Source organism: Rhizobium vallis (assembly GCF_003985155.1).
GTDB classification, from domain to species: Bacteria; Pseudomonadota; Alphaproteobacteria; order Rhizobiales; family Rhizobiaceae; genus Rhizobium; species Rhizobium vallis.
In genome coordinates, this window is the sequence record NZ_ML133686.1 from 967,492 (window position 1) to 991,539 (window position 24,048).

At 61.4% G+C, this 24,048-nt stretch carries 24 protein-coding genes and 1 tRNA gene; 21 read left to right on the forward strand and 4 right to left on the reverse strand.

What is annotated here, in order from left to right; all coding sequences use genetic code 11:
* Nucleotides 1–272 precede the first annotated feature (272 nt).
* From EFQ99_RS04840 to EFQ99_RS04850, 3 genes are all read left to right on the forward strand, one after another.
* On the forward strand, nucleotides 273–2,270 hold the full coding sequence (locus tag EFQ99_RS04840) for a methyl-accepting chemotaxis protein (RefSeq protein WP_126919486.1): 1,998 nt from the start codon (nucleotides 273–275) through the stop codon (nucleotides 2,268–2,270).
* A 404-nt stretch (nucleotides 2,271–2,674) separates the two neighbouring features.
* A complete protein-coding gene (locus EFQ99_RS04845) occupies nucleotides 2,675–4,195 on the forward strand; it encodes an ATP-binding protein (RefSeq protein ID WP_126919487.1) in 1,521 nt (506 codons plus the stop codon).
* A 125-nt stretch (nucleotides 4,196–4,320) separates the two neighbouring features.
* A tRNA-Arg gene (locus tag EFQ99_RS04850) sits at nucleotides 4,321–4,397 on the forward strand.
* 64 nt (nucleotides 4,398–4,461) lie between these two features.
* On the opposite strand, the gene EFQ99_RS04855 is transcribed toward EFQ99_RS04850, so the two are convergent.
* Entirely contained in the window at nucleotides 4,462–5,001 is a 540-nt protein-coding gene (locus EFQ99_RS04855) for a hypothetical protein (protein WP_126919488.1), read from the reverse strand.
* Nucleotides 5,002–5,225: 224 nt separating this feature from the next.
* Here EFQ99_RS04855 and EFQ99_RS04860 point away from each other — a divergent pair, with 224 nt between their 5' ends.
* The 10 genes from EFQ99_RS04860 (at nucleotide 5,226) to EFQ99_RS04905 (ending at nucleotide 13,989) form a co-directional block, all read left to right on the forward strand.
* Nucleotides 5,226–5,546 carry a hypothetical protein gene (locus EFQ99_RS04860; protein WP_126919489.1) on the forward strand — a complete coding sequence of 107 codons (321 nt, stop codon included), beginning with the start codon at nucleotides 5,226–5,228 and terminating at the stop codon, nucleotides 5,544–5,546.
* 201 nt (nucleotides 5,547–5,747) lie between these two features.
* Nucleotides 5,748–6,119, forward strand: coding sequence for a cell surface protein (locus EFQ99_RS04865; RefSeq protein WP_126919490.1), 372 nt, complete (start codon nucleotides 5,748–5,750; stop codon nucleotides 6,117–6,119).
* Between the two features lie 154 nt (nucleotides 6,120–6,273).
* The gene (locus EFQ99_RS04870; RefSeq protein ID WP_126919491.1) at nucleotides 6,274–6,576 is read left to right on the forward strand and encodes a hypothetical protein; all 303 of its coding nucleotides are present in this window, start codon (nucleotides 6,274–6,276) and stop codon (nucleotides 6,574–6,576) included.
* 290 nt (nucleotides 6,577–6,866) lie between these two features.
* Entirely contained in the window at nucleotides 6,867–7,538 is a 672-nt protein-coding gene (locus EFQ99_RS04875; RefSeq protein ID WP_126919492.1) for a class I SAM-dependent methyltransferase, read from the forward strand.
* Between the two features lie 19 nt (nucleotides 7,539–7,557).
* On the forward strand, nucleotides 7,558–8,193 hold the full coding sequence (locus tag EFQ99_RS04880; protein WP_126919493.1) for a TetR family transcriptional regulator: 636 nt from the start codon (nucleotides 7,558–7,560) through the stop codon (nucleotides 8,191–8,193).
* Nucleotides 8,194–8,507: 314 nt separating this feature from the next.
* Nucleotides 8,508–9,389 carry an aldo/keto reductase gene (locus tag EFQ99_RS04885; RefSeq protein WP_126919494.1) on the forward strand — a complete coding sequence of 294 codons (882 nt, stop codon included), beginning with the start codon at nucleotides 8,508–8,510 and terminating at the stop codon, nucleotides 9,387–9,389.
* A 496-nt stretch (nucleotides 9,390–9,885) separates the two neighbouring features.
* Entirely contained in the window at nucleotides 9,886–11,163 is a 1,278-nt protein-coding gene (locus EFQ99_RS04890) for an alpha/beta hydrolase (protein ID WP_126919495.1), read from the forward strand.
* 78 nt (nucleotides 11,164–11,241) lie between these two features.
* On the forward strand, nucleotides 11,242–12,492 hold the full coding sequence (locus EFQ99_RS04895; RefSeq protein WP_126919496.1) for an NAD(P)/FAD-dependent oxidoreductase: 1,251 nt from the start codon (nucleotides 11,242–11,244) through the stop codon (nucleotides 12,490–12,492).
* 83 nt (nucleotides 12,493–12,575) lie between these two features.
* A complete protein-coding gene (locus EFQ99_RS04900; protein WP_126919497.1) occupies nucleotides 12,576–13,613 on the forward strand; it encodes a 4-hydroxyproline epimerase in 1,038 nt (345 codons plus the stop codon).
* Between the two features lie 94 nt (nucleotides 13,614–13,707).
* Nucleotides 13,708–13,989: a DUF6959 family protein gene (locus tag EFQ99_RS04905; RefSeq protein WP_126919498.1), complete on the forward strand. Its 282-nt coding sequence runs from the start codon at nucleotides 13,708–13,710 to the stop codon at nucleotides 13,987–13,989.
* An 86-nt stretch (nucleotides 13,990–14,075) separates the two neighbouring features.
* Here the strand turns inward: EFQ99_RS04905 and EFQ99_RS04910 are convergent, their stop codons facing one another.
* Nucleotides 14,076–14,450 (reverse strand): nuclear transport factor 2 family protein, encoded by a 375-nt coding sequence (locus tag EFQ99_RS04910; RefSeq protein WP_126919499.1) that lies wholly within the window; start codon nucleotides 14,448–14,450, stop codon nucleotides 14,076–14,078.
* Nucleotides 14,451–14,558: 108 nt separating this feature from the next.
* Here EFQ99_RS04910 and EFQ99_RS04915 point away from each other — a divergent pair, with 108 nt between their 5' ends.
* Nucleotides 14,559–15,035: a MarR family winged helix-turn-helix transcriptional regulator gene (locus EFQ99_RS04915; protein WP_126919500.1), complete on the forward strand. Its 477-nt coding sequence runs from the start codon at nucleotides 14,559–14,561 to the stop codon at nucleotides 15,033–15,035.
* A 50-nt stretch (nucleotides 15,036–15,085) separates the two neighbouring features.
* On the opposite strand, the gene EFQ99_RS04920 is transcribed toward EFQ99_RS04915, so the two are convergent.
* Both EFQ99_RS04920 and EFQ99_RS04925 read right to left on the reverse strand, forming a co-directional pair.
* Nucleotides 15,086–15,556, reverse strand: coding sequence for an RbsD/FucU family protein (locus EFQ99_RS04920; protein ID WP_126919501.1), 471 nt, complete (start codon nucleotides 15,554–15,556; stop codon nucleotides 15,086–15,088).
* Entirely contained in the window at nucleotides 15,540–16,787 is a 1,248-nt protein-coding gene (locus EFQ99_RS04925) for an ROK family transcriptional regulator (RefSeq protein ID WP_126919502.1), read from the reverse strand. The genes EFQ99_RS04920 and EFQ99_RS04925 overlap by 17 nt, the downstream gene beginning before the upstream one ends.
* 228 nt (nucleotides 16,788–17,015) lie before the next feature.
* Here EFQ99_RS04925 and EFQ99_RS04930 point away from each other — a divergent pair, with 228 nt between their 5' ends.
* The 7 genes from EFQ99_RS04930 to EFQ99_RS04960 all read left to right on the forward strand — a co-directional run bounded on the left by EFQ99_RS04930 (nucleotide 17,016) and on the right by EFQ99_RS04960 (nucleotide 24,022).
* Nucleotides 17,016–18,035 carry a sugar ABC transporter substrate-binding protein gene (locus tag EFQ99_RS04930; RefSeq protein WP_126919503.1) on the forward strand — a complete coding sequence of 340 codons (1,020 nt, stop codon included), beginning with the start codon at nucleotides 17,016–17,018 and terminating at the stop codon, nucleotides 18,033–18,035.
* Nucleotides 18,036–18,187: 152 nt separating this feature from the next.
* Entirely contained in the window at nucleotides 18,188–19,252 is a 1,065-nt protein-coding gene (locus tag EFQ99_RS04935; RefSeq protein ID WP_126919504.1) for an ABC transporter permease, read from the forward strand.
* Nucleotides 19,253–19,254: 2 nt separating this feature from the next.
* Nucleotides 19,255–20,037 (forward strand): ATP-binding cassette domain-containing protein, encoded by a 783-nt coding sequence (locus tag EFQ99_RS04940; RefSeq protein ID WP_126919505.1) that lies wholly within the window; start codon nucleotides 19,255–19,257, stop codon nucleotides 20,035–20,037.
* Entirely contained in the window at nucleotides 20,034–20,666 is a 633-nt protein-coding gene (locus EFQ99_RS04945) for a nucleoside triphosphate hydrolase (RefSeq protein ID WP_126919506.1), read from the forward strand. Before EFQ99_RS04940 ends, EFQ99_RS04945 begins: the two co-directional genes overlap by 4 nt.
* 175 nt (nucleotides 20,667–20,841) lie before the next feature.
* Nucleotides 20,842–21,888, forward strand: coding sequence for a dihydroorotase (pyrC, locus tag EFQ99_RS04950; protein WP_126919507.1), 1,047 nt, complete (start codon nucleotides 20,842–20,844; stop codon nucleotides 21,886–21,888).
* 229 nt (nucleotides 21,889–22,117) lie between these two features.
* Nucleotides 22,118–23,296 carry a GGDEF domain-containing protein gene (locus tag EFQ99_RS04955; protein ID WP_126919508.1) on the forward strand — a complete coding sequence of 393 codons (1,179 nt, stop codon included), beginning with the start codon at nucleotides 22,118–22,120 and terminating at the stop codon, nucleotides 23,294–23,296.
* Between the two features lie 189 nt (nucleotides 23,297–23,485).
* On the forward strand, nucleotides 23,486–24,022 hold the full coding sequence (locus EFQ99_RS04960) for a glyoxalase superfamily protein (RefSeq protein ID WP_126919509.1): 537 nt from the start codon (nucleotides 23,486–23,488) through the stop codon (nucleotides 24,020–24,022).
* Nucleotides 24,023–24,048: the final 26 nt, after the last annotated feature.

Below are 24,048 nucleotides of genomic sequence, written 5' to 3' on the forward strand. Positions count from 1 at the left end.
CAACGCGCCGCTTCGGTGTGATTTTTCGCACTCTGGTGTTAAGAATTTCGATGCACTCCGACAGGTTGTACGCCACCGTCACGAGAGGTGATTTTTCGGCGGGTGGCCTGCTTTTTCAAGGATATGAAGGTGCGCCGAGCAGGCCGGCAGGGCTAATTTTCGGTAGCTACAATCGTAAACATTAGAAATGTAACTTTAAGAAATTTAGCGGATATTCGATCATCGGCTGGGAATTTGCTTTCCAGGCAAGGATGTAGCTAGGAGGCATTTCATTGAAGATCCGCGGCAAAATTAACCTGCTGGTTTCCGTGATGGGCGCGGTGGCGCTTCTGATCGGTGCAACGGCATTGTCCGCCATGCACGAGTACAATCGCAACCTCACGGCTTACGAGCACGCCGCTGCCCGCGCCTATGCCGGCGAACGCCTCAACCGTTTTGTCACGGCTGTGGTCATGGAATCCCGCGGCATCTATGCCGCCAAGGAGATCAAGGATACGCCGAACTTCGCCAAAGGCCTAGTGGCCGACCTCGACGAGATCGATAAGGTCATCGCCGGCTGGGCGCCGCTTGTTCCCGAAGCTGAGAAGGACAATTTTGCCAAGCTCGTCTCCCGCGCTGCGGAATTCCGTAGCTTCCGCGCGGAAACGGCCCGTCTCGGAACGGAAGTCGGCCCCGAGGCTGCCAGCCAGCAGGGCAACAATGAGGCCAACCGCGCCAACCGCAAGGCGTTCCAGGCGGAAATCGACGCGGTCGTCACCACCGACAAAGCTGCACTTGAAGCCGTCAATGCCGAGATTGAGAGTTTCCGCACCTGGGTGCTGATGCTCGTCCTCAGCATCACCGGCATCGGTATCGCGGTCGGCATCGGCATGGGCTTCTATATCGGCACCAGCCATCTGAGCCGCCCGATCAAACGCGTTACCCATGCGATCAAGCAGGTCGCGGACGGCAATTTCGAGGCCGAGGTCCCCTTTGCCGGCCGTCAGGATGAAATCGGCGAAATGGCCGCAGCAGTCGCGATCTTCAAGGCGAACGGCCTGGCCGTGAAGCGCCTGAACGCCCAGGAAGCGGCGATGCGCGCCAAGAGCGACGACCTGCAGTCGAGCATGTCGGTCGTCGTGGCTGCGGCGGCGGCGGGCGATTTCAGCCACCGCATCAGCAAGGATTACCAGGACGAGAGCCTCAATCAGTTCGCCGGCAACATCAACACGCTGCTGTCGAGTGTCGACGCCGGCATCGGCGAGACCCGCCGCGTCGTCGCAAGCCTTGCCGAGGGCGATCTCACCCAGACGATGAGCGGCAACTTCCAGGGCGCCTTCGCCGAACTGCAGCAGAACGTCAACAATACATTCGCAACGCTGCAGGCGACGATGCGCGAAGTGCGCCAGACGACGGAGGCGATGAATGGCAACACCGCCGAGCTGCGCAATGCCAGCGACGATCTGTCGAAGCGTACCGAGCAGCAGGCCGCCGCCCTCGAAGAGACCTCGGCGGCGCTCGACGAGATCACCGCCGTCGTCCAGAATTCCACCGAGCGGGCGCATGAAGCAACCATCATGGTGTCCGAAGCCAAGGAGAATGCCGGCCGCTCCGGCGTCGTCGTGGGCAATGCCGTCGAGGCCATGGGCCGCATCGAGCAGGCCTCGCGCGAAATCAGCCAGATCATCAACGTCATCGACGAGATCGCCTTCCAGACCAACTTGCTGGCGCTGAACGCCGGCGTCGAGGCGGCGCGCGCCGGCGAGGCCGGAAAGGGCTTCGCGGTGGTCGCCCAGGAAGTGCGCGAACTGGCGCAGCGTTCGGCAAAGGCCGCCAAGGATATCAAGGCGCTGATCACCAAGTCAGGCAATGAGGTGCAGGTCGGCGTCAAGCTGGTGCAGGCGACCGGCGAGGCATTGGCCGAAATCGGCACCCGCGTCATCGCCATCAACGACCATATCCATTCGATCGCCACCGCAGCGACCGAACAGTCGACTGGCCTCAAGGAAGTCAATACCGCCGTCAACCAGATGGATCAGGTGACCCAGCAGAATGCCGCGATGGTGGAAGAGACCTCCGCCGCCACGCACAGGCTTTCGGCTGAAGCCAATGGGCTGGTGGGCCTCATTGCCCGCTTCAAACTGTCGGATAATGCACCGGCATCCGTGGCGCTCGTCCGCAACGAGCCGCACCGGCCCGTCGCTTCGCCCGCCCGTCGGGCGATCGGCAAGGTCGCCCGCGCCTTCGGCGGCAATGCAGCCGCAGCCGAACAGAGCTGGGAAGAGTTCTAAGCTTTACTGATCACGCCGTCTTCTAACGCCGCCTCCGGGCGGCGTTAGTTTTTTGACAATATCGTTCGGAGTGCTCTTTGAGCTTGTGCCACCGCTGCCCGGTCGGCGCCGGGCAAAGACCCCGCCCTAAACCCCTCCTCAGAAGGGGAGGGGTTTAACCTGCCGCAGCGGTGCTTCCCACTTCATCGTTTCATCCGTGGAAAGGCTGATATTTGCTGCGCGCTGGCGCCGCAGATTAGTCCGTCCCCTTGTGGGGAGGGGTTGTGGAGAGGCCTTCCTCCGGGCCGCGTTTTCTTTGTGGCGACGTGACGCTGCTCGCAAAGATTTGAAAGCGGAGCGTATTGGTCTAATATAGAGCTCCAATGGTGAGGGCGGCTGCGTGCCGCCGATCGGGCGAGACCAGAATGCCGGTTCGAGACCAGGGCGACAATCCTTCCGCGGAAATCCCGACGGCCGGCGAGGCCGTAAGGGCACGATGCCCGTCCGCCGGCATGTTCGGCGGCTTATCCGGCAAGCTGCTCTGGCTCACCGTCTTCTTCATCATGCTCGCCGAAGTGCTGATCTTCTTCCCCTCGGTCGCCAGCATGCGCCTGCGCTGGCTGCAGGAGAGGCTGAACACGGCCGCTGCCGCCGCCATCGTCATCGACGGGCTGCAGCCGATCGAACTGCCGCGCGCGCTGCAGAAGGAGACGCTGGAGGCGACCGGCACCAAGGCGATCGTCCTGCGCAAGGAGGGCACGTCGCGGCTGCTTGCGACGACCGACATGCCGACCTCGGTCGACGAATCCTACGATCTGACCGACGTGCCGCCGCTGACGGCAATAGGAGATGCACTCGACACCTTGGTCTTCGGCGGCAACAGGATGATCCGCGTCTATGGGCCTGTCGGCGACACCAACACCGGCGTGGAGGTGGTGATGAAGGACAGGCCGCTGCGCACGGCGATGTTCTTCTATTCCCGCAATGTCCTCCTCTTGTCAGTGCTGATCTCGCTTTTCACGGCGACGCTGATCTTTTTTGCGATCAACCGCATCCTCATTGGTCCGATCCGCCGGCTGACCGGCAGCATGCAGCAATTCTCTTCCGATCCTGAGAACCCGGCCCATGTCTATATCGGCGACGGTGGCCGTGACGAGCTGGCGGTGGCTGGTCGCAACCTCACTTCGATGCAGATGGAGCTGCAGAAAACCCTGAAGCAGCAGAAGAACCTTGCCGCGCTCGGGCTTGCCGTTTCCAAGATCAATCACGACATGCGCAATATCCTGGCTTCCGCACAGCTGATGTCGGACCGGCTGGTCGACGTCGACGATCCCATGGTCAAAAGCTTTGCGCCGAAGCTCCTGCGCACCATCGACCGCGCGGTCGGCTACACCACCGAGGTGCTGTCTTATGGCAAGGCGAGCGAATCGGCGCCGCGCCGCCGCCGCATCCACCTGTTGGAGTTGACCCAGGAGGTCAAAGATATTCTGGCGATCGAGCCGCAGACCGGTATCGAATTCGCAGAGCAGATCGGCGCCGATCTCGAGGTCGATGCCGATAGCGAGCAGCTTTTCCGCGTCATCCACAATCTCTGCCGCAACGCGCTGCAGGCGCTGACGTCGCCGGGCGAGGGCGGCCCGGGTTCTATCAGGCGCATCACCGTGTCGGCCCAGCGCGTCGGCAGCGTCGTCAGCATCACCGTGGATGATACCGGCCCCGGCATGCCGTTGAAGGCGCGCCAGAACCTCTTTGCCGCCTTCCGCGGTTCTGCCCGCTCCGGCGGCACAGGCCTCGGCCTGACGATCGCTCGCGAGCTGGTGCTCGCCCATGGCGGCACGATAGCGCTTGTGGAAAAACCGACGGTCGGCACGCAGTTCCGCATCGAGATCCCCGATCGCCCGGTTTCGCTGGAGGATTACCGCAGCCGGGCAAACTTGGAAAAGTGAGACGGTTTCGCAACGCGCCGGCCGCCAGCATACAAACACGCGATTTTTTCAGAAATGCTCTTGCATTGTCCGAAAGGACCCTTTAGAGAACCGCCCACGCAAGCGGCACGGCCGCTTCTGCAAGCGCACCCGTAGCTCAGCTGGATAGAGCACCAGACTACGAATCTGGGGGTCAGGAGTTCGAATCTCTTCGGGTGCGCCATTTCTTTCAATGCTTAAAATGATTGTTCAGGCATCCCGGAAACCGGGCGCTGTCGGCCGTTTTCCTAACGCGTGCGAAGCAGCGCCTGGAAATCGCTTTGCGTCTCGCCGTAGGTCTCGTTGTAGGTCATGACCACCGACGCCTTCAGATGTTTGAGATCGACTTCGGCGGCGCTGCGCGGCGATTTGGTCTGGTACTCATAGGTTCCGACGACCGTGTCTATCGCGACGGGTCGGACGAGGCGTTTGCCATCCAGCAGCTTTAGCAGCGCGTCCCCGATGAAGGGATAAGGACTATACTCATTGTTGAGCCAGTCCGGCTGAATCACGCCACGGCTGATCCCTACCGCTTCCAGCGCCTGTAGCTTGCTATTGGAATCCCCTGATGGCAGCGGCGCGTCCGAGTTGCCGTTGACCGCTGATTGCGCGGATTCCCCGGAACAGGAAAGCATGGCGCAGACGGCGTCGTGGCCGGTCTTGGTCAGACTTGGAATTTGCGTGAGCAACGCGGTCAGGGCGATCAGCAGCGCGGTGATCTGGGCGGTCGTACCCGTCATGCGCTCCAGAAACGATTTCTTCGGTGCCTGGCCTTCGTCCTTGCTCATCACGATACCCTTGATGATGAAGCTCTGATCCCGCTCTATTAGGATCGGTGCTGGAAACTCTAGACGCTTCCTGCTGTTGTGCAACTCATTGTTGTTTCACAGCGCATGCCATTCCGAAGTTGTTGGGCGGTGACGCTGGTTTTACCGCCAGCCTAGTTTCGCGCAATCTTCCTGATGTATCTGCGGGTCTGATGATTTGCGGGCGTGTCGGCCGGAGGAATGCAATGGCGTTGGGAATTTTTCGGGCTTTGGGTGTCGTGGCCATGATGGCGGCTCTCGCCGGCTGCATCGACCATGCGAACGAGCCCGTGCTCCTGGCGATCGGTGTGCCGGTTAATCCGGCGAGCGTCGCAAACAGTATTTGCGTGACCGACGGCAACGCCATGTATGACGAGGCGAGGAAGCAATATCAGTTGCGCGCGCAACTGACGGGATACGCGCAGGCCGATGATCTGGATGCGGAAACGATCGCGCGTGCCGCAGCTCACAGGCAATATGTGGCCTGCATCTCCGGCCAGGGCTACCGGCCATTATACGCGAATTGAGAACAGAGAATTCACGTTTCGTAGCAAGGCTGCCCGAAGGCTCTGCGAACGCTTCCTCCAATCGCGACTTTTCACGTTTTTAGGCGATTTAGTCACGCCAGATCGCTTGCAATCACGAGTTTTGGAAGTTGCGCCGAACGGTGGAACTCCGCAGGCCGAGAAGGCATTTTTCTGACATAAATCCACGAAGGAGGGTTTATCATGAAAATGCCCAATATTGTTTTTTCCACCGTCTCAATCTGTGCCCTTCTTGCCCTCGCGCCGGCCGCCCCGGCGCAGGCAGCGCCCGTTCAGCTGGCTTCGGCGCCCGCTGTCGTAGATGTAAAAATGGTGCAGAATGAAGATCATGCCGGCATTTGGAACGGGTATCGAGGCTTCCGTACGGAGCGTCCCGGAACGCGCCGTCATTCCGATGGCTATTGGTATCCGCTTGCCGCGTTCGGCGTCGAGGCAGGCACCACGGGCTCCGTCGTCCGTCAGCCGGTGAATAAGCCTGCACCCGCGACGATGTGCAACCCTACGTTTTCAGGATCGATCGGGCCCGGAAGCATGCCGTGTGATAACGGCTATTGAGCCGGCAAATGAAAGAGGCGGCCACCGGTCGCCTTTTTCATGATCGGGGCGCCGCTCACAACTCTGTGACCTCCCTTGTGGCGCCGTAGTATGTGACAGATCCGCTTCCTAACTCCTCGGCGTAAATTCCCTGAATCCTCCCAAGGAGAAGAAAATGACCATTATCCTCAAGAGCGGCCTGATGGCCGCTGCCTTCGGCGCAATCCTCGGCCTCTCGGCTTTCTCGGCCGGAGCGGCTCCGCTTCAGTCAAGCGCTGTCGAACAGCCCGCAGCCGAGCGTCCGGTTTCCCAGGACGGGACCAGAATACAGCACGACAGGCGCACGACCGGTTCGATCGGCCAGCGCAACGCAGACACTGATTCGACGATGCCTTACATGATGCGATCGAAGAAGCCGCTGAACATGGATTGCAAGCTCGGCTTCAACCCGACGAGCAGCTCCAGCTGCAACTACTGAGGACGCCGCGGCGTTCGTGAAAGGCGGCCCAGGGCCGCCTTTTTCGTTCCAATAGGCCGGAAGCCTGGGGCAGGGGTCTTTGCAAGTTCGGCGAGCCTTGCGCCTCCAGAAAAGTCTGCTGCTTTGCGGCCTGCTTCAATAAATATTGCATTAAATGCAAAAATACACTAAATGCTGATAGAGAAAGGTCGTGGAAACAGGGGTGCGGAGCGCTGTTTGCCTTGGAATTGCCATGCTAGCCGCGATGGTCGCATTCATAATCAATCGAATTTCAGACAGGTGGGACAATCATGATCGCAAAGACTGCATGCTCCGATTTCCTGCATTTTTTCCGCTCCTGGATCAGCAATCCCCTTCGGGTCGCCGCCATCGCGCCGTCGGGCGATTCGCTTGCCAGGATCATGACGAGTGAAATTGCAGCGCTGGACGGGCCGATCATCGAGCTCGGCCCGGGAACGGGCGTGTTCACCCGCGCGCTCCTGGCGCGCGGGGTCAGTGAGGCCGATCTGACGCTGATCGAGTATGGCCCGGAATTCATCGGAGCGCTGCAGTCGCGTTTCCCTACGGCGCGGCTCCTGCAGATGGATGCAGCCCATCTCGCCGAGGCCGATATCTTCGAGGGCGAGCCGGTCGGCGCCGTTGTCAGCGGCCTGCCCCTGCTGTCCATGTCGCCGGACAAGATCGCCGCGATCATGGCTGGCGTCTTCACCTATATGCGGCCGGGCGGGGCCGTCTATCAGTTTACCTATGGCCCGCGTTGCCCGGTGCCTCGGCCGATACTCGATCGTCTTGGATTGGAGGCGATGCGCATCGGCGGCACCGTGCGCAATCTGCCGCCGGCCTCGGTCTACAGGATTTCACGCCGCGAGCCGCTGGAGCTTTCGCGCGAGCGTCTGAGGTATCGGAAGAGCGAAGCCGAGATCGACGATGTCGCCGCCTTCTCCAATGAAGCGGGCGGCTGAATAGTATCGTCGGGCGGGAATGACTGAGAACAAGCAGACGAAGACGACGGAAGGCAGGCGGGAACGCAAACGGCGGCAGACGCGCGAGCGCATCGAGCAGGCCGCCATGGCTCTCTTCTTGGGGCGCGGCTTTGAAGCCACGACGATCGAGGACATCACCGAGGCTGCCGATGTCTCCAAGCGCAGTTTCTTCGATTATTTCCCGTCGAAGGAAGAGGTCGTTTTCGCCTGGCAGGATTCCTTTGCTGATCGCCTGATGGCGGCGGTCGCGGCGAGGCCTGTGGAAGAATCGTCCGTCAAGGCGGTGGAGGCGGCGATCACGGCAACTGTTGCCGGCACGATAGATGAGAGCGGCTTGGCGCTTCATGAGCTCATTCATCGCACCCCAGCGCTCAAGGCTCGCGATCAGCTGAAATATGCCAAGCTTGAGCAGAAGCTTACCGAGGCGCTGCTTTTGCGCAAGGGAAACGATCCGCAAGAGCAGCCCCGCATGCGCATGCTCGCCGCGATCATCATCGGCGCGATGCGCGTCGGCGGCGAACTCTGGCAGCAGCGCCCGCCGGGTGCCTCGCTGCAGGATCTTGTCCACGAGACTTTCGCCGAGCTCTGGAAGATGCTGGCGGAATTCGGCGACCAGGCGAAGAACAGATCTTGACGCAGGTCAGCTGAGCATCGGCATCATCTCATGCGGCGCAGCCGGCCGTAGGTGAAATTCGCTATCCGGTTTCACCGTGACCAAGCCGTCAATTCGATCGCGATTTTCAGCCCCATCACTGTTATCCGGTCGGCGCCGTCCTATATGTGCAAGCGTCACAAGCAGCCACATTTCTCGATATCACCTCGATGGGCGGGTCATCACCAGCCGGGCGTTGCTGTCGATCGGGCGGAAATTTCGAACGCGGAGGCATTTCCCGCTTCCGACAGTTCCACCGATTTAGAACGATTTCATTGACCGAGAGAGGAAAGACCATGTCCAATTACAATGCGGCCAAGTCAGGCACCTTCAAGATCGGCGGCGATATCGAGATCAACCGTCTCGGTTTCGGCGCCATGCGCGTCACCGGCAAGGGCATCTGGGGCGAGCCTGCCGATCACGACGAATCCATCCGCACGCTGAAGCGCCTGCCGGAGCTCGGCGTCAACTTCATCGATACGGCCGATTCCTATGGTCCGGATGTCTCCGAATGGCTGATCAGAGAAGCGCTGCATCCCTATGGTGGCAAGTCCATCGTCGCAACGAAGGGCGGCCTGACCCGTCACGGTCCTGATATCTGGCTGCCGGTCGGCCGGCCTGAATACCTGATCCAGCAGGCGCATAAGAGCCTGCGCAATCTCGGCGTCGAGCAGATCGATCTCTGGCAGCTTCACCGGATCGACCCCAAGGTGCCGGCCAAGGAGCAATTCGACGCGATCAAATCGCTGCTCGATGCCGGCCTCATCCGTCATGCGGGCTTGAGCGAAGTTTCCGTTGCCGAGATCGAGGCTGCCTCGAAGCATTTCAAAGTCGCGACCGTTCAGAACCGCTACAACCTCGTCGATCGCACCAGCGAGGACGTGCTCGATTATTGCGCCAAGCACAATATCGGCTTCATCCCGTGGTATCCGCTCGCCGCCGGCGATCTCGCCAAGCCGGGCTCGTTGCTCGATACGATCGCCAGAAAACATGGCGCCGCGCCAAGCCAGATCGCGCTTGCCTGGGTGCTGAAGCGCAGCCCTGTGATGCTGCCGATCCCCGGCACCTCCAAGGTCAAGCATCTCGAGGAAAATGTCGCGGCGGTTGATATCACGCTGTCAGACGGTGAGTTCTCCGCTCTCGATGCCGAGGGGCGGAAGGTCTTCAAGGCAGCTTGATGGAAGCGCCAACGCAGTCCGGTTTGCGCTAGTGGCTGCGCCTCACCCTAACCTTCTCCCTGTGGAAACGGGGAGAGGGGGCGGCTGCGGGATGAGGGGCGGGCGCAAACTTCCCGGGGCCACATTTTTCAGCAGAATTTTGACCACCTGGTCAAACATGCTGTAAAATGAGGCGTTGACCTGTTATTTTGGAGGCAAGCCTTGCGCTATATGCATTGCTGCATTGCGGTATTTTCGCTGTTCTCCATCGAATGAATTAGGTATTACTATCTTCGTAAGCAGCGCACTCCTCCTCCCAGCGCTCTTACATCGGACTGACAACACTCCTCCTCCCAGTTGTCAGTCAGGATCAAGAGCCTGGCGCACCTCCTCCCGCGCCGGGCTCTTTTCTTTTCCCCCAAAGCTTTCCATCTCATCCGGTTTGACTCGGCAAGCGACGTCGGACTATTTGAACGTGTGCAGCCTGTCCGGCGCATGAACCGGTTGGAGTTTGGTCATGATCGGCAAATGGCGCGCCTCGCATTCGGCTCTGACAGCTCTTCTGGTTGCAACGGTTGTCATCGCCGGCTGCGGCGGCAGGCCGATCGGCGTCATGCAGGCGGCCGGCACCGTGCCGCCCGGCACGTCGAAGGTCGATCTTCTCGTGGCGACGACGCGCGCTGCCGACGACAATCCCGCTGTGCTTTTCTCCGGCGAGCGCGGCACCGGGCTCACTGTCAATGCCGTCGATGTTTCGATCCCGCCGGAAGCCAACCGCAAGGTCGGCCAGGTGCAGTGGCCAAAACGCCTGCCGGCCGATCCGCTGCGGGATTTCGTCACCGTATCCGTCGATCCGCTGGAAGGCGAGCGGGCGGGTGAGACCTGGCTGAAGAGCCATATGCCGAAAAGCCGCCGCGTGCTGGTCTTCGTGCACGGTTTCAACAATCGTTATGAGGATGCCGTCTACCGCTTCGCGCAGATCGTTCACGATTCCCATGCTGACGTCGCCCCCGTCGTCTTCACATGGCCTTCGCGTGCCAGCATCTTCGATTATAATTACGACAAGGAAAGCACCAACTATTCCCGCGACGCGCTGGAGGAATTGCTGACCCGCACCGCCGCCAATCCCGCGGTCAGCGACGTCACCATCATGGCGCATTCAATGGGCACTTGGCTCACCGTCGAAGCGCTCAGGCAGATGGCGATCCGCAACGGTCACGTCGCCTCTAAGATCAACAACGTCATCCTTGCCTCGCCGGATCTCGACGTCGATGTCTTCGGCCGCCAATTCATGAGCCTCGGCAAGGAAAAGCCGCACTTTACCATCTTCGTCTCGCAGGACGACCGCGCTCTGGCGCTGTCGCGGCGCATCTCCGGCAATGTCGATCGGCTCGGCCAGATCGATCCCTCCGCCGAACCCTATCGCAGCAAGCTCGAGGCCGCCGGCATCACCGTGCTTGACCTCACCAAGCTCAAGGGCGGCGATCGGCTGAACCATGGCAAGTTCGCCGAAAGCCCTGAGGTGGTGAAGCTGATCGGCGACCGGCTGATTGCGGGCCAGACGATCACCGATTCCAATGTCGGTCTCGGCGAGGCCGTCGGTGCCGTGGCGATGGGGGCTGCCCAGACCGCCGGAAGTGCGGTCAGCGTCGCCGTCAGCACGCCGATCGCGATCTTCGATCCGCGCACCCGGCGCAACTATGACGCCCAGCTGAAACGTCTCGGCCAGTCGATGAACAATACCGTCGGTTCGGTCGGCGACAGCGTCGGAGCTGGCCTGCCCGAAAGCCAGTAAAAATTCCATAGGCATCACAGCCGTTGTGATATATCACATCCCCGCGGCAATTCTGTCTGCCGTGCGATGGGTTGATTCATGGCGGATGAGACGAAGAAGAACGTTGTTGTCGTCGGCGCGGGCGTGATCGGCGCCGCGATCGCCTTCGAGCTGCAGCGGCGTGGTTTGCAGGCAACGCTGATCGACAAGAGTGAACCGGGACGCGGCGCCTCGTTCGGCAATATGGCGAGCATCGCCCTCGATTTTGCCGCCGGTTCCGGCCCTTCGACCTGGAAGAAAATCCCCGGCTGGCTGCTCGATCCCGAAGGCCCGGTCTGGCTGCGGCCGTCCTATGCGGCCAGGATTTTGCCTTGGTTCCTGCGCTTCCTCGCCGCCGGCCGGCCTTCGCGCCTCAGAGAAATTGAGGATGCCGGCATGAGCCTGTCGCGCCAGGCGCTCGGCGATTTCCGAGAAATGTTGCAGGCGATCGGCGCTCCCGAATTGATGACGGAGGAAGGTTGTCTCGCCATCTACGAGACCGAGGCGGAATTTGCCGCCGATCGTGGCCATCTCGCCATGATGCAGCGCTACGGTCTCGAATTCGAGGTCTTGAGCAACGGCGCCATCCAATATTACGAGCCTACCCTTTCGCCGGCGATCGCCAAGGCCGTGCTGCTGCCTGACAACAAGTCGATCCGCGATCCCCACAAGCTGGTGGTGAAGCTGGCCGACGCGGCCATCGCTGCGGGCGCAGCCTTCGTCTCCGGGGCCGTCAGGAACATCGAGCGCAAGGGCGATGGTACTGCCGTCGTTCTCCTCGAGGATGGCAGACGTGTCGAGGCGGGTTCGGTGGTGCTGGCCGCCGGCGTCCACACCCGGTTCCTTGCAGAAAAGCTCGGCGAGCCGATCCCGCTCGAAACCGAGCGCGGCTATCACACCCAGATCATGACGCCGGGCATCTCCATGCGCTATTCGGTGATCTGGCCGCATCGCGCCTTTATGGTGACGCCGACGGCGGGCGGCATCCGCGTCGGCGGCAATGTCGAACTCGCCGGTCTCGATGCGGCTCCGGATTTCCGTCGTCCGAGGGTGCTGGTACGCCATGCCCAGCGCGCGCTGCCGGGGCTGAAGGTCGAGGAGACGACGGAATGGATGGGGCATCGCCCGGCGCTGCCGGATACGATACCGATCATTTCGCGGTCGTCGAAGATGCCTGAGGTTTTCTACGCGACCGGCCACGGCCATCTCGGCCTGACCTTTTCGGCAACGACAGCGCTAATGATCGCCGATATGGTGACCGGAGTGAAACCGTCCCTCGATATGACCCCGTTCCGCATCGACCGATACTAGAACAGGATGATTGCAAGCCGATCGGTTTAGAATCTGAATGCTGTTTTGAATTCAATATTCACGTCTGATCTGGAGGTTTCGATATGAGATGGAAGCGCACGATCCAGCTGCTGGATGTTCATGCCGAAGGCGAGATCGGCCGCGTCGCAATCGGCGGCGTGCCGAAGATCCCCGGCGAGACCATCGCCGCCCAGCTGCATTGGCTGAACACCGATCCGAAGGGCGACGAGCTTCGCCGCTTCCTTTGCCTGGAGCCGCGCGGCGCTCCGATCGGCTCCGTCAACCTGCTGCTGCCGGCGCGGCATCCGGAAGCAGACGCCGCCTTCATCATCCTGCAGCCCGATCAGGCGCATGCGAGCTCCGGCTCGAATTCGATCTGCGTGACCACGGCCCTGCTCGAAGCCGGCATCGTCGAGATGAAGGAGCCGGAGACCATTGTCACCCTCGAAACCGCAGCCGGCCTCGTCAAGGCGACGGCAACCTGCCGCGACGGGCGCTGCGAGAAGGTCAGGCTCACCATGGTGCCGTCTTTCGTGCATGAGCTTGATGTCGGGGTCGAGACGCCGCATTGGGGAAAGATCAAGGCCGATATCTCCTATGGCGGCATTTTCTATGCGCTGGTCGATGTCGGCCAGATCGGTCTGACGATCGAGAAGGCCAATGCTGCCGGTCTCGTCCAGGCCGGCATGATTCTCAAGGAACTGATCAACCGCGACATCAAGGTTGTCCATCCTGAGATCCCGGCGATATCAGGCGTTGCCTATGTGATGTTCCGCGACACCGAGGCCGACGGCACGGTGCGCACCTGCACCACCATGTGGCCCGGCCGCGCCGACCGCTCGCCCTGCGGCACCGGCAATTCCGCCAATCTTGCTACCCTTCATGCCAGGGGCAGGGCGAAGGTCGGCGACACCTTCATTTCGAAGTCGATCATCGGCTCGGAATTCGAAGTCGGCCTGCAGGCGGTGACCCAAGTGGCCGGCCGTCCGGCGGTTATCCCGACAATCACCGGCCGCGGTTTCACCTTCGGCCTGACCCAGGTGGCCCTCGACCCCTTCGACCCGCATCCCGGCGGTTTCGCCCTGACGGATGTCTGGGGACCATCGGCCGGGGAGATCTGAGCGGTTCAGCCTTTTACGGAAGCGCAGAACCCTTTAACTTCTTGTTCGGATAGGCTCAAATTCCTTAACCCAATCTATATGATGCGAGTAACCGATGCACAGCGAAGACGTCGAGATTTTTTCGGACCGGACCAATGCCGCCGTGATGCGCCATCCCGGCCGAAGGTTTCCCGGTATTCTCGTCCAAGGTGACAGCCTCTATGCCTTGTGCTGCCAGGCTGACGTCGGATGCGAAAAAGTTGGTCGCGGAAAGCCGGGTTACGAGGATTTGAACGACCTTCGCAATACGCTTTGGTCTTACCTTAGTCACTATAAGTCGACCCTTCACGAGCACGGCATTGGTTTGCCTTTCTCTGAAGATAGTCCGTTTGAATGATGTCCTGACGGACGTCTGGGGCCTGTCGACCGGAGAGATTTGAGCGTTCAGGGCAGGTGTCGGAAGCTCGGAAGGATTTTCAAGCTTTAAGCGGCATCTTCGATGTCGAAGCGGGCCACTTTGCCGTCTCGAAAACGAAAAACATGTCCGACTGTCTTGTCCCTGAGACCGTGCCTCTGCTCCTGGAGCGGGTTGCCTTGGAGATCGCGGATAGATTGCCGGACTTCTGCAATGATCGCGCCATCCTGAGTTCGATCGAAGCGCACAGGCTCCACGTGCGGATCGATCATGGCCCACTGGTGCGTCCAGTATTCCCGTATCGCCTCGCGGCCATGGACATGACCGCCATCCATGCCGTTGGCCCAGGCGACGTCATCGGTCAGTGCTGTCAGCACCCCGTCAATATCCCGCGCGTTGAAGCGATCGTAAAGGCGTTCAAGGGTTTTGACGTCATCGTCCATTGGGTCTCTCCTTGCTTGGTGCGGCTCTTGCGGCGGATGCTGACTCAATTATATATGCACATATATATCTGGATGCGGGCAAGGGCAAGGTACGATGGGTGAGGTAGAATGAATTTGGATGTACTCTCGACGCCAGGACACCTGATCAGCCTTGCGGCTCGCGGTTTCGCCCGTCTCAGCGAAGCGCGGCTGAAGCCGCTTGGTTTCGGCGTTGGACATCTGCCGGTGCTGGTCGCACTTCAGGATGGCCGGGCAAGTACGCAGCGTGATCTTGCCCGCTTCGCCAAGATTGAGCAGCCGCCGATGGCGCAGATGCTTGCCCGCATGGAACGGGACGGGCTGATTGAGCGTGCGCCCGACCCGACCGATCGGCGCAGCAGCCGCATCACGCTGACGGAGGCCGCAGAAGCGCGCCTGCCGGACGCGGTTGCCGTCTTGCTTCGGGGTAATCAGGAGGTGCTGAGCGGCTTCACGGATGGGGAGGTCGTGCTGCTCGTTGACCTGCTGACGCGCTTGATCGCAAACCTCGATCGGCTCGCGGCTGCCGAAGCGCCGCCTGCCACGCCGGTTCACGAGAAGGACTAGTGGACCGCCTGTTGGAAGCTGATTGAGGCTGCGCCTCGATTTGACGGGCTCTAATAAACGAAGGGATCGACCTCTGTGTGGGTGCCCGATTCCTTCGGATAGATCACGCCCTTGCGCAGGATGATGTTGGCATAGAGCCGGGGCTCGCTGGTCTGGATCAGCGCGTGGGCGGCCTTTACCCGGCCATAGAAATCCTGGCCGACGAGCGGCACCACCTGCCGGTGGGGCTCGTGCTTGGCGCAGCAGGCGATCATCTCCTCATGCACGGGGTCGAGCTTGTCGCGTTCGGCCTTGACGGTCGAGCGGAAGATCGCTTCGGGCACGAAATCGTCGATCGGCAGCACGCTGAGCACGGCGTTCAGAACCGGGATGAGGTGGTGGCCATCGAGCCGGATCAGACGGCGTGCATCTTCGACGCCGGGATAATTGCCGTCGACGATGGCGATCTCGTCGCCGTGGCCCATGGCGCGAAGCGTAAAAAGCAGCTCCGGGCTCAAAAGCGGATCAAGTTCCTTCAGCATGGTCAACCTCCTTGAAGAGTACGTTTTGGTCGGTCAGGTAGCGCGCGAAAATCGGCAGGCTGGCGCCGCCGATGGCACGCGCCTGGGCGCCGACCGCGCCCTCGATGATATCGGGCATGACGACGCCCTGCAGGTCGAGCTTGGCGGCTTCATTGATCGTCGCGTGCACGATGCGGCTACGCACCCAGTTGGGAAAGCCGCCATCGATCACCGCTGCGCTGAAATCGACGATCGAGGCAGCCGCCACGATCGCCTGCGCCAGCGCCTTGGCGGTATCCTGGATCCAGGTTTCCATGGGCTCGCCGAAATCCACCCAGTCATCGGCGGAATACCAGAGCGGCTCGGGATCGATGCCGCGCTCGCGCAGCATGTTTTCGAGCACGAAGATCGAGGCTATTTCGAGCAGCTGCTTCGTCTCGCCATTCTTGCCGCGCACGGGCAGCGGCCCGATTGCGCCTGCCGTCCCGGTGCGGCCGGAAAAAATTGCCGAATTGAGGACGATGCCGCCGCCGATGAAGGAGCCGATGAAGAAATAGACGAAATCCGGGTAGGACGGCCCGACGCCGAAGACGAGTTCGGCCCCGCAGGCACTGGTCGCATCGTTCTGCAGGAAGACCGGATGGGGCACGCGCGCGGCGACCTCCGCCTGCAGGTCGACGTCCCGCCAGACCTCCATGGCTCCCGGCGGCGCCCCCACCTCGTCTGCCCAGTTCCAGAGCTCGAAAGGTGCTGCAATACCGAGGCCGGCGATGCGCCCGCGCTGCTTCTCATCGAGCCGGTCTTCAATCTCCCGGATGCCCGAGGTGACGAAGGCCAGGATCTCGTTCGGCAGGGGGTAGGCATAGGTCTGGTGCAACTGCATGCGGATGCGGCCGACGAAGTCCATCAGCACCAGATCGGCGCTGCGCCGGCCCATCTTCAGGCCGAAGGAATAGACGGCGTCTGGGTTGAGATGCATCGGGATCGACGGCTGGCCGACCCGGCCGCGCACCGGTGCGCCCCGCGAAAGCAGCCCTTCCTTTTCCAGGACCCGCATGATGACCGAGACGGTCTGCGCCGAAAGCCCGCTGCGGCGTGCGATATCGGCCTTCGACAGCGCGCCGTATAGGCGCACCAGCGACAGCACGAGCCGTTCGTTATAGGCCCGCACCCTGACCTGGTTCGCACCTCCGGCCGGATTTAGAATTGGCGGCGGGCCCGGTGTGTGCTCCGGTCCATCCAAGGACGACATGGCCGCTCCTCCCGATCGTTGGCCTATGCCTGATTTGCGCCGAGCATGCCATATCGAATTAATAATTCAATCGGATTTATTTATTGACAAGCCGATTTCTTTTCGCTCTTAATTGCCATCGTCAAGGGCACGGGACAGCTTGTGGAGGCCTTGGGCGCTCCACGGCGAAGTGTCATTTTAGCAGTTCCGGACCGCAGGGGCGGTGCCGGCAAACTCTGGGAGGAGTCCATGAAGAAATCAGTTCTCGCTTTCGGCGCGCTCGCGCTTGGTGTCGCTTTTTCCGCTCCGGCGATGGCGGCTGACGTTTCCGCCTGCCTCATCACCAAGACCGACACCAATCCCTTCTTCGTCAAGATGAAGGAAGGTGCGACGGCCAAGGCCAAGGAACTCGGCGTTTCGCTGAAGTCCTATGCCGGCAAGGTCGACGGCGACAGCGAAAGCCAGGTCGCGGCGATCGAAAGCTGCATTGCCGACGGCGCAAAGGGCATCCTGCTCACCGCCTCCGACACCAAGGGCATCGTCTCTTCGGTCAAGAAGGCGCGTGATGCCGGCGTGCTGGTCATCGCGCTCGACACGCCGCTTGAGCCGGCCGATGCCGCCGACGCCACTTTCGCCACCGACAACCTGCTCGCCGGCAAGCTGATCGGCCAGTGGGCCAAGGAAACGCTCGGCGACAAGGCCAAGGACGCCAAGGTCGGCTTCCTCGACCTGACCCCGTCGCAGCCGACGGTCGACGTTCTGCGCGACCAGGGCTTCATGATCGGCTTCGGCATCGACCCGAAGAACCCGGACAAGATCGGCGATGAGGACGACAAGCGCATCGTCGGCCATGACGTGACCAACGGCAATGAGGAAGGCGGCCGCAAGGCCATGGAAAACCTTCTCCAGAAGGATCCGAGCATCAACGTCATCCACACGATCAACGAACCGGCCGCAGTTGGTGCCTACCAGGCGCTGAAGGCCGTCGGCATGGAAAAGAACGTGCTGATCGTCTCGGTCGACGGCGGTTGCCCGGGTGTGAAGTCGGTTAAGGAAGGCGTCATCGGCGCCACCTCGCAGCAGTACCCGCTGCTGATGGCGTCGCTCGGTATCGAGGCGATCAAGAAGTTCGCCGACAGCGGCGAAAAGCCGAAGCCGACCGAAGGCAAGTCCTTCTTCGACACCGGCGTTTCGCTCGTCACCGACAAGCCGGTCTCCGGCGTCAAGTCGATCGACACCAAGGAAGGCACTGCCAAGTGCTGGGGCTGAGCCCGATCTTTTGAAAGAGAGAACGGCCGGGGCTTGATCCCCGGCCGTTTTGGACGGACGATGTGTCGTCGCCCCACCGGCTAAGCAACGAACGGATTAACAAGGGTGACGGCCTCTGCGCGAATTCGGCGCGCGGATGCGGAGGAGGAACAATGACCGGAGCACAGGAATTCGAACGCGTTCTCGACGGCAGCGACAAGAATGTCGCGTCCTTCGAGCACCAGAAAGTCTCGCTGATAAAGCGGATTCAGCATTTTCTGCACTCGACGCCGGCGGCCGTGCCGCTGATCGTGCTGCTGCTGGCGATCATCATCTTCGGGATTGCGCTTCCCGGGCGCTTCTTCTCTTCATACACGCTGACGCTGATCCTGCAGCAGATCGCTGTCGTCGGCATTCTCGGCGCTGCCCAGACGCTGGTCATCCTGACCGCCGGCATCGATCTTTCGATCGGCGTCATCATGGTGATCTCGGCCGTCATCATGGGCAATGTCGCCGTCACCTACGGCATACCGACGCCGTTCGCGGTGATAGCCGGCCTCCTGGTCGGCGGCCTGTGCGGCTTGCTGAACGGTGCCCTCGTCGCCTTCATGAAACTGCCGCCCTTCATCGTCACGCTCGGCACCTGGAATATCGTCATGGCGACGAATTTTATCTATTCCGCCAACGAGACGATCCGCGACACCGACGTCGACGAACAGGCGCCACTGCTGCATCTCTTCGCCGCGAACTTCAAGCTCGGCAGCGCCGTTCTGACGCTCGGCGTCATCGCCATGGTGTTGCTCGTCCTCTTGCTCTGGTACGTCCTCAATCACACGGCCTGGGGCCGCCATGTCTATGCGGTCGGCGACGATCCGGAGGCGGCCAAACTCTCCGGTATTCAGACCAAGAAGGTGCTGCTGACCGTCTACACCATATCGGGCGTGATCGCTGCCTTCGCCGCCTGGATCTCCATCGGCCGCAACGGCTCGATCTCACCCTCCTCGGCGGTCACCGACTATAACCTGCAGGCGATCACTGCGACCGTGATCGGCGGCATCTCGCTCTTCGGCGGCCGCGGCTCCATTCTCGGTACGCTCTTCGGCGCGATGATCGTCGGTGTCGTGTCGATGGGCCTCAATATGCTTGGCGCCGACCCGCAATGGAAAGTCCTTTTGACGGGCGTGCTGATCATCGCCGCCGTCGGTATCGACCAGTGGATCAGAAAGGTTTCGGTGTAACCATGGCTCGCGAACCCATTCTCACCGCCCGCGGTCTCGTCAAGCGTTACGGACGCGTAACCGCGCTCGACAATGCCGATTTCGACCTCTATCCCGGCGAAATCCTCGCCGTGATCGGCGACAACGGCGCCGGCAAGTCCTCGCTGATCAAGGCGATTTCAGGTGCGGTCACTCCCGACGAGGGCGTGATCACGCTCGAAGGCCGGCAGGTGCAGTTCCGCTCGCCGATGGAGGCACGCGAAGCCGGCATCGAGACCGTCTACCAGAACCTTGCTCTGTCGCCAGCGCTGTCGATCGCCGACAACATGTTCCTCGGCCGCGAGATCCGCAAACCCGGTCCCCTCGGGTCGTTGTTCCGCATGCTCGACCGGCCGGCCATGGAAAAGCTGGCACGCGACAAGCTGACCGAACTCGGCCTGATGACCATCCAGAACATCAACCAGGCGGTGGAAACGCTCTCCGGCGGCCAGCGTCAGGGCGTTGCGGTGGCTCGCGCCGCCGCCTTCGGCTCGAAGGTGATCATCATGGACGAACCGACGGCGGCGCTCGGCGTCAAGGAAAGCCGCCGCGTGCTGGAACTGATCCTCGACGTGCGCGCCCGCGGCCTGCCGATCGTGCTGATCTCCCACAACATGCCGCATGTCTTCGAAGTGGCCGACCGGATCCATATCCACCGTCTCGGCCGGCGGCTGACGGTGATCGATCCGAAGGAATACACCATGTCCGACGCTGTCGCCTTCATGACCGGCGCCAAGGCGGTGCCGACGGAGCCCGTCGCTGCATGAGCGCACGCATCGACGAAATCGCCGGCGAGGTGCTTGACCGCGCCGGCGATGCCAGGCGTTTCCTGATCGCGATCGCCGGGCCGCCGGGTGCCGGCAAATCCACCATGGCCGACAATCTCGCCGACGCGTTGAAGGCGAAAGGGGAGAGCGTCGCGGTGCTGCCCATGGATGGTTTCCACATGGACAACGCCGTTCTCATTGAACGTGGCCTGCTTGCCCGCAAGGGCATTCCGGAAACCTTCGATGTACGCGGCTTCCTGGATATCGTCCGCGCGGTTCGCCCGGCAGATCAGGAAGTTCTCGTCCCCGTCTTCGACCGCTCGCGCGAGCTTGCGATTGCCTCGGCCCGCCCGATCGACCCGAAGGATCGTTTCATCATCATCGAAGGCAACTATCTGCTCTTCACGCAGGGCAAATGGGCTGAACTCGATGGCATCTTCGACTTCACGATCATGCTCGCCCCGCCGATCGAGGTGCTGGAAGAGCGCCTTTGGGAGCGCTGGCGCGGTTATAAGCTGAGCGAAGAGGCCGCCAGCGCCAAGGTCTACGGCAACGACCTGCCGAACGGCCGGCTGATCCTCGAAAATCGCCGCCCGGCCGATGTGACGCTGGAGATCGCGCTGGCGTGATGCGGCAGTGATTGTTTTCTTGTAAAAGCCAATGCATGTCGCCGGGAAGTGTGCAGCGGTTCCGGGATAGCGACATGCATGAATGAAAGAGCTAAAGCGCGTCGCATGAATCGATTTCAATGCGACGCGCTTTAGTGTTATCGAGACCGCAGACGCATCGCTTCGGAGGTCTGCCATGCAATCGATCACCATCCGCCGCCCTGATGACTGGCACCTGCATCTGCGCGATGGCGCCATGCTGGAAGGCGTGATCGCCGATACGAGCGGCACTTTCGCCCGCGCCATCATCATGCCCAATCTCGTGCCGCCGGTCGTCACGACATCAGACGCCAAGGCTTACAAAGAGCGTATCCTCAAGGCCCTGCCGCAAGGTCACCGCTTCCAGCCGCTGATGACGCTTTATCTCACAGAACATACCAGTCCCGACGACGTGGAGGAGGGCGCCAAAAGCGGCCTCATCACTGCCGTCAAGCTTTATCCCGCCGGCGCCACCACCAATTCGCATGGCGGCGTACGCGACATGGAAAAGGCGATGCCGGTGCTGGAGCGCATGGCTGAGATTGGTCTGCCGCTCTGCGTCCACGGCGAGGTGACGACACCTGACGTCGATATTTTCGACCGCGAGGCCGTCTTCATCGACACCGTGCTCGATCCGCTGCGGAAGCGCCTGCCGGAGCTGAAGGTGACGATGGAGCATGTGACGACGGCAGACGGCGTCGATTACATCAAGGCCGCCAAGGGCAATCTCGCCGGCTCGATCACCACCCATCACCTGATCATCAACCGCAACGCCATCCTCGTCGGCGGCATCCGTCCGCACTATTACTGCCTGCCGGTCGCCAAGCGCGAAAACCACCGGCTGGCCTTGCGCGCGGCGGCCACCAGCGGCGACAAGCGTTTCTTCCTCGGCACGGATTCCGCTCCACATGTCGATCCGCTGAAGGAATGCGCCTGCGGCTGCGCCGGCATCTACACCTCGATCAACACGATGAGCTGCCTTGCCCATGTCTTCGAACAGGAAAGCGCGCTGGACAGGCTTGAAGCCTTCGCCTCATTGAACGGACCGGCCTGGTACAGTCTGGCGCCGAACGAGGAGCGCATCACCCTGTCACGCCAGGAAGAGCCGGTCGTCTTTCCCGCCAAGATAGAAACTGGTGCCGGTCCCGTGTCGGTCTTCGATCCGATGTTTCCCCTGCATTGGCAAGTGGTACGACAGGCGTAAGCTTTCAGAATTCAATTTTAAATGGAATATTCATTCTAAATCTCGGCGCGATGTGAAACGCATCACATTTGCATTGTGCAGTGCATCATTTGTTAACGGATGCATAAGACATTCTTCGTCGCGGACCCCATAAGCTGTCAACATCCGGCGCGACACCATAGCGCCGTGCGTCTCTTCAGATGCGCAAAGAACGCTGGCAGAATCGTGAATAGCTGCGGAGATGAAAAGCATGGTGCTTGACTACAACTCCCTCTTGTTGGCGCTCGGTGTCTCCGCCGCATGCCTTGCCGTGACGCTGATGGGCAGCTGGATTGTCCGCCGCGCCGAAACGGTGCTGTTGACCGCCACTGTCGGCCTAGTCTTCGTCGTTGCCGGCATTTTTGTCTACAGCGCCTATGTCGACACCGCGGAGACATCGCTGGGCGTCGCCAATTTCGTGCTGTTTCATGCCGGTTTTGCCACGATATGGGGAGCCGGAAAACAGTTTCTCACGGGTCGCCTGTCCATCCCGGCCATCGTGGTCCGGGCGCTGGCAGCGATGATCTTTTCTGTCGTGCCGATGCTATCAGGCTATGACGGTCTCGCCTTCATCGCCGACAATATCGCCATCGCCCTGCTGCTCTTTGCCACCGCCCGGCAATACTGGCTCGCCCGCGCCGAGGCGCCTGCGCCGCTCCTCGGCCTCACTGCACTTTATACGCTGACGGCGATCTCCTTCGTCCTCTGCGCCGCCGTGCTGATATCAGACGGAAAGCTGGTGCTCGGCAAGGCGCCCAGCAATTGGGCCGAGGATTTGAGCCTCGCCGTCTGCATCGCCGGAATGACCGGGATCGGCGCGCTATCGCTGGCGCTGCATCAATGGCGGCTTGCCGCCCGCCATCGCCTCGAGGCGATCACCGATCCGCTGACGGGCCTGCTCAACCGCCGTGCCCTGTTTGAGGAATACGGCACGCGACCGATGGGCACGACCACCGCCGTCATCGTCTTCGATATCGACCATTTCAAATCGGTCAACGACCGCTTCGGTCACGCCGCCGGCGACCACGTGATCAAGGTCTTCGCCGATGAACTCGCCGCCCATTGCCGCCCGGGCGACATTGCCGCGCGGGTCGGCGGCGAGGAATTCGCGCTGGTGCTGAAGGAGATCATGCCCGGCCGGGCGGAACTGGCAGCCGAGCACATCCGCAGGGCCTTCGAAGCGCGCGAGATCCATATCGATGACGAGGTGCTGAAATGCACGGTCAGCGTCGGCGTTGCGCCCGGCCGCTCGAAGCCACTGGATTTCGACGCCATGCTGAGCGTCGCCGACAAGGCGCTCTACGTCGCCAAACGCGCCGGCCGCAACCGGATCGAGCTGGCGAGCCACCTGCAGGCCGTTCCGCTCGAGGCATCGCGCACCGCGTCTTGATTCCTGGCCGACGCTCTCATAATATCGCCCCCGGTCGGATGCGGCCAGCCGCCCCGCGATGCTTCGGCGTTATGGTGAATGCATCCAGATACATCCTTCACATCCCTTGCCGTTTGGCGATTGATGGCGAACGGGTCAGCAGACGCGGGCACTGATCTTCCTGTTTGCCGCCAACGGAAGGATGACATCATGCGCGATTTTCGCGATGCCAAGCTCATGGCAAAGACATTGCGGCAGGCTCTCGCCGACCGCGATATTTCTCTCACCCACAGCGAGACGCTCGAAATCGTCGCCCGCCAGTTCGGGCTCGATCAGTGGAATATCCTCTCGGCAAAGATCGATGCGGCAGGCGCTTCCTCCTCCGCCGTCGGCATCGAGCCGCCGATGCCGATCTTCCGGATCTTCTCTGTGGAAAAGGCGATGGAATTCTATTGCGGCTTCCTGGGCTTCACTCTCGATTGGGAGCACCGCTTCGGCGAAAACTTCCCGCTCTATTGCCAGGTCTCGCGTGACGGCATGGTCCTGCACCTCAGCGAACATTCCGGCGACGCCAGCCCCGGCGCCAAGGCCTTCGTCCGCGTCGCCAATGTCCGGGCCTACTATGCCGAACTCTCAGGCAAGGACTACCGCTACATGAAGCCCGGCGTCGAAGAAGCGCCCTGGGGGCTGGAGATGACCGTCACTGACCCGTTCAGCAACCGCATCGCCTTCTGCGAGCAGAAATAGAGAAAGGGCGGAGGGCCATAGCTCCT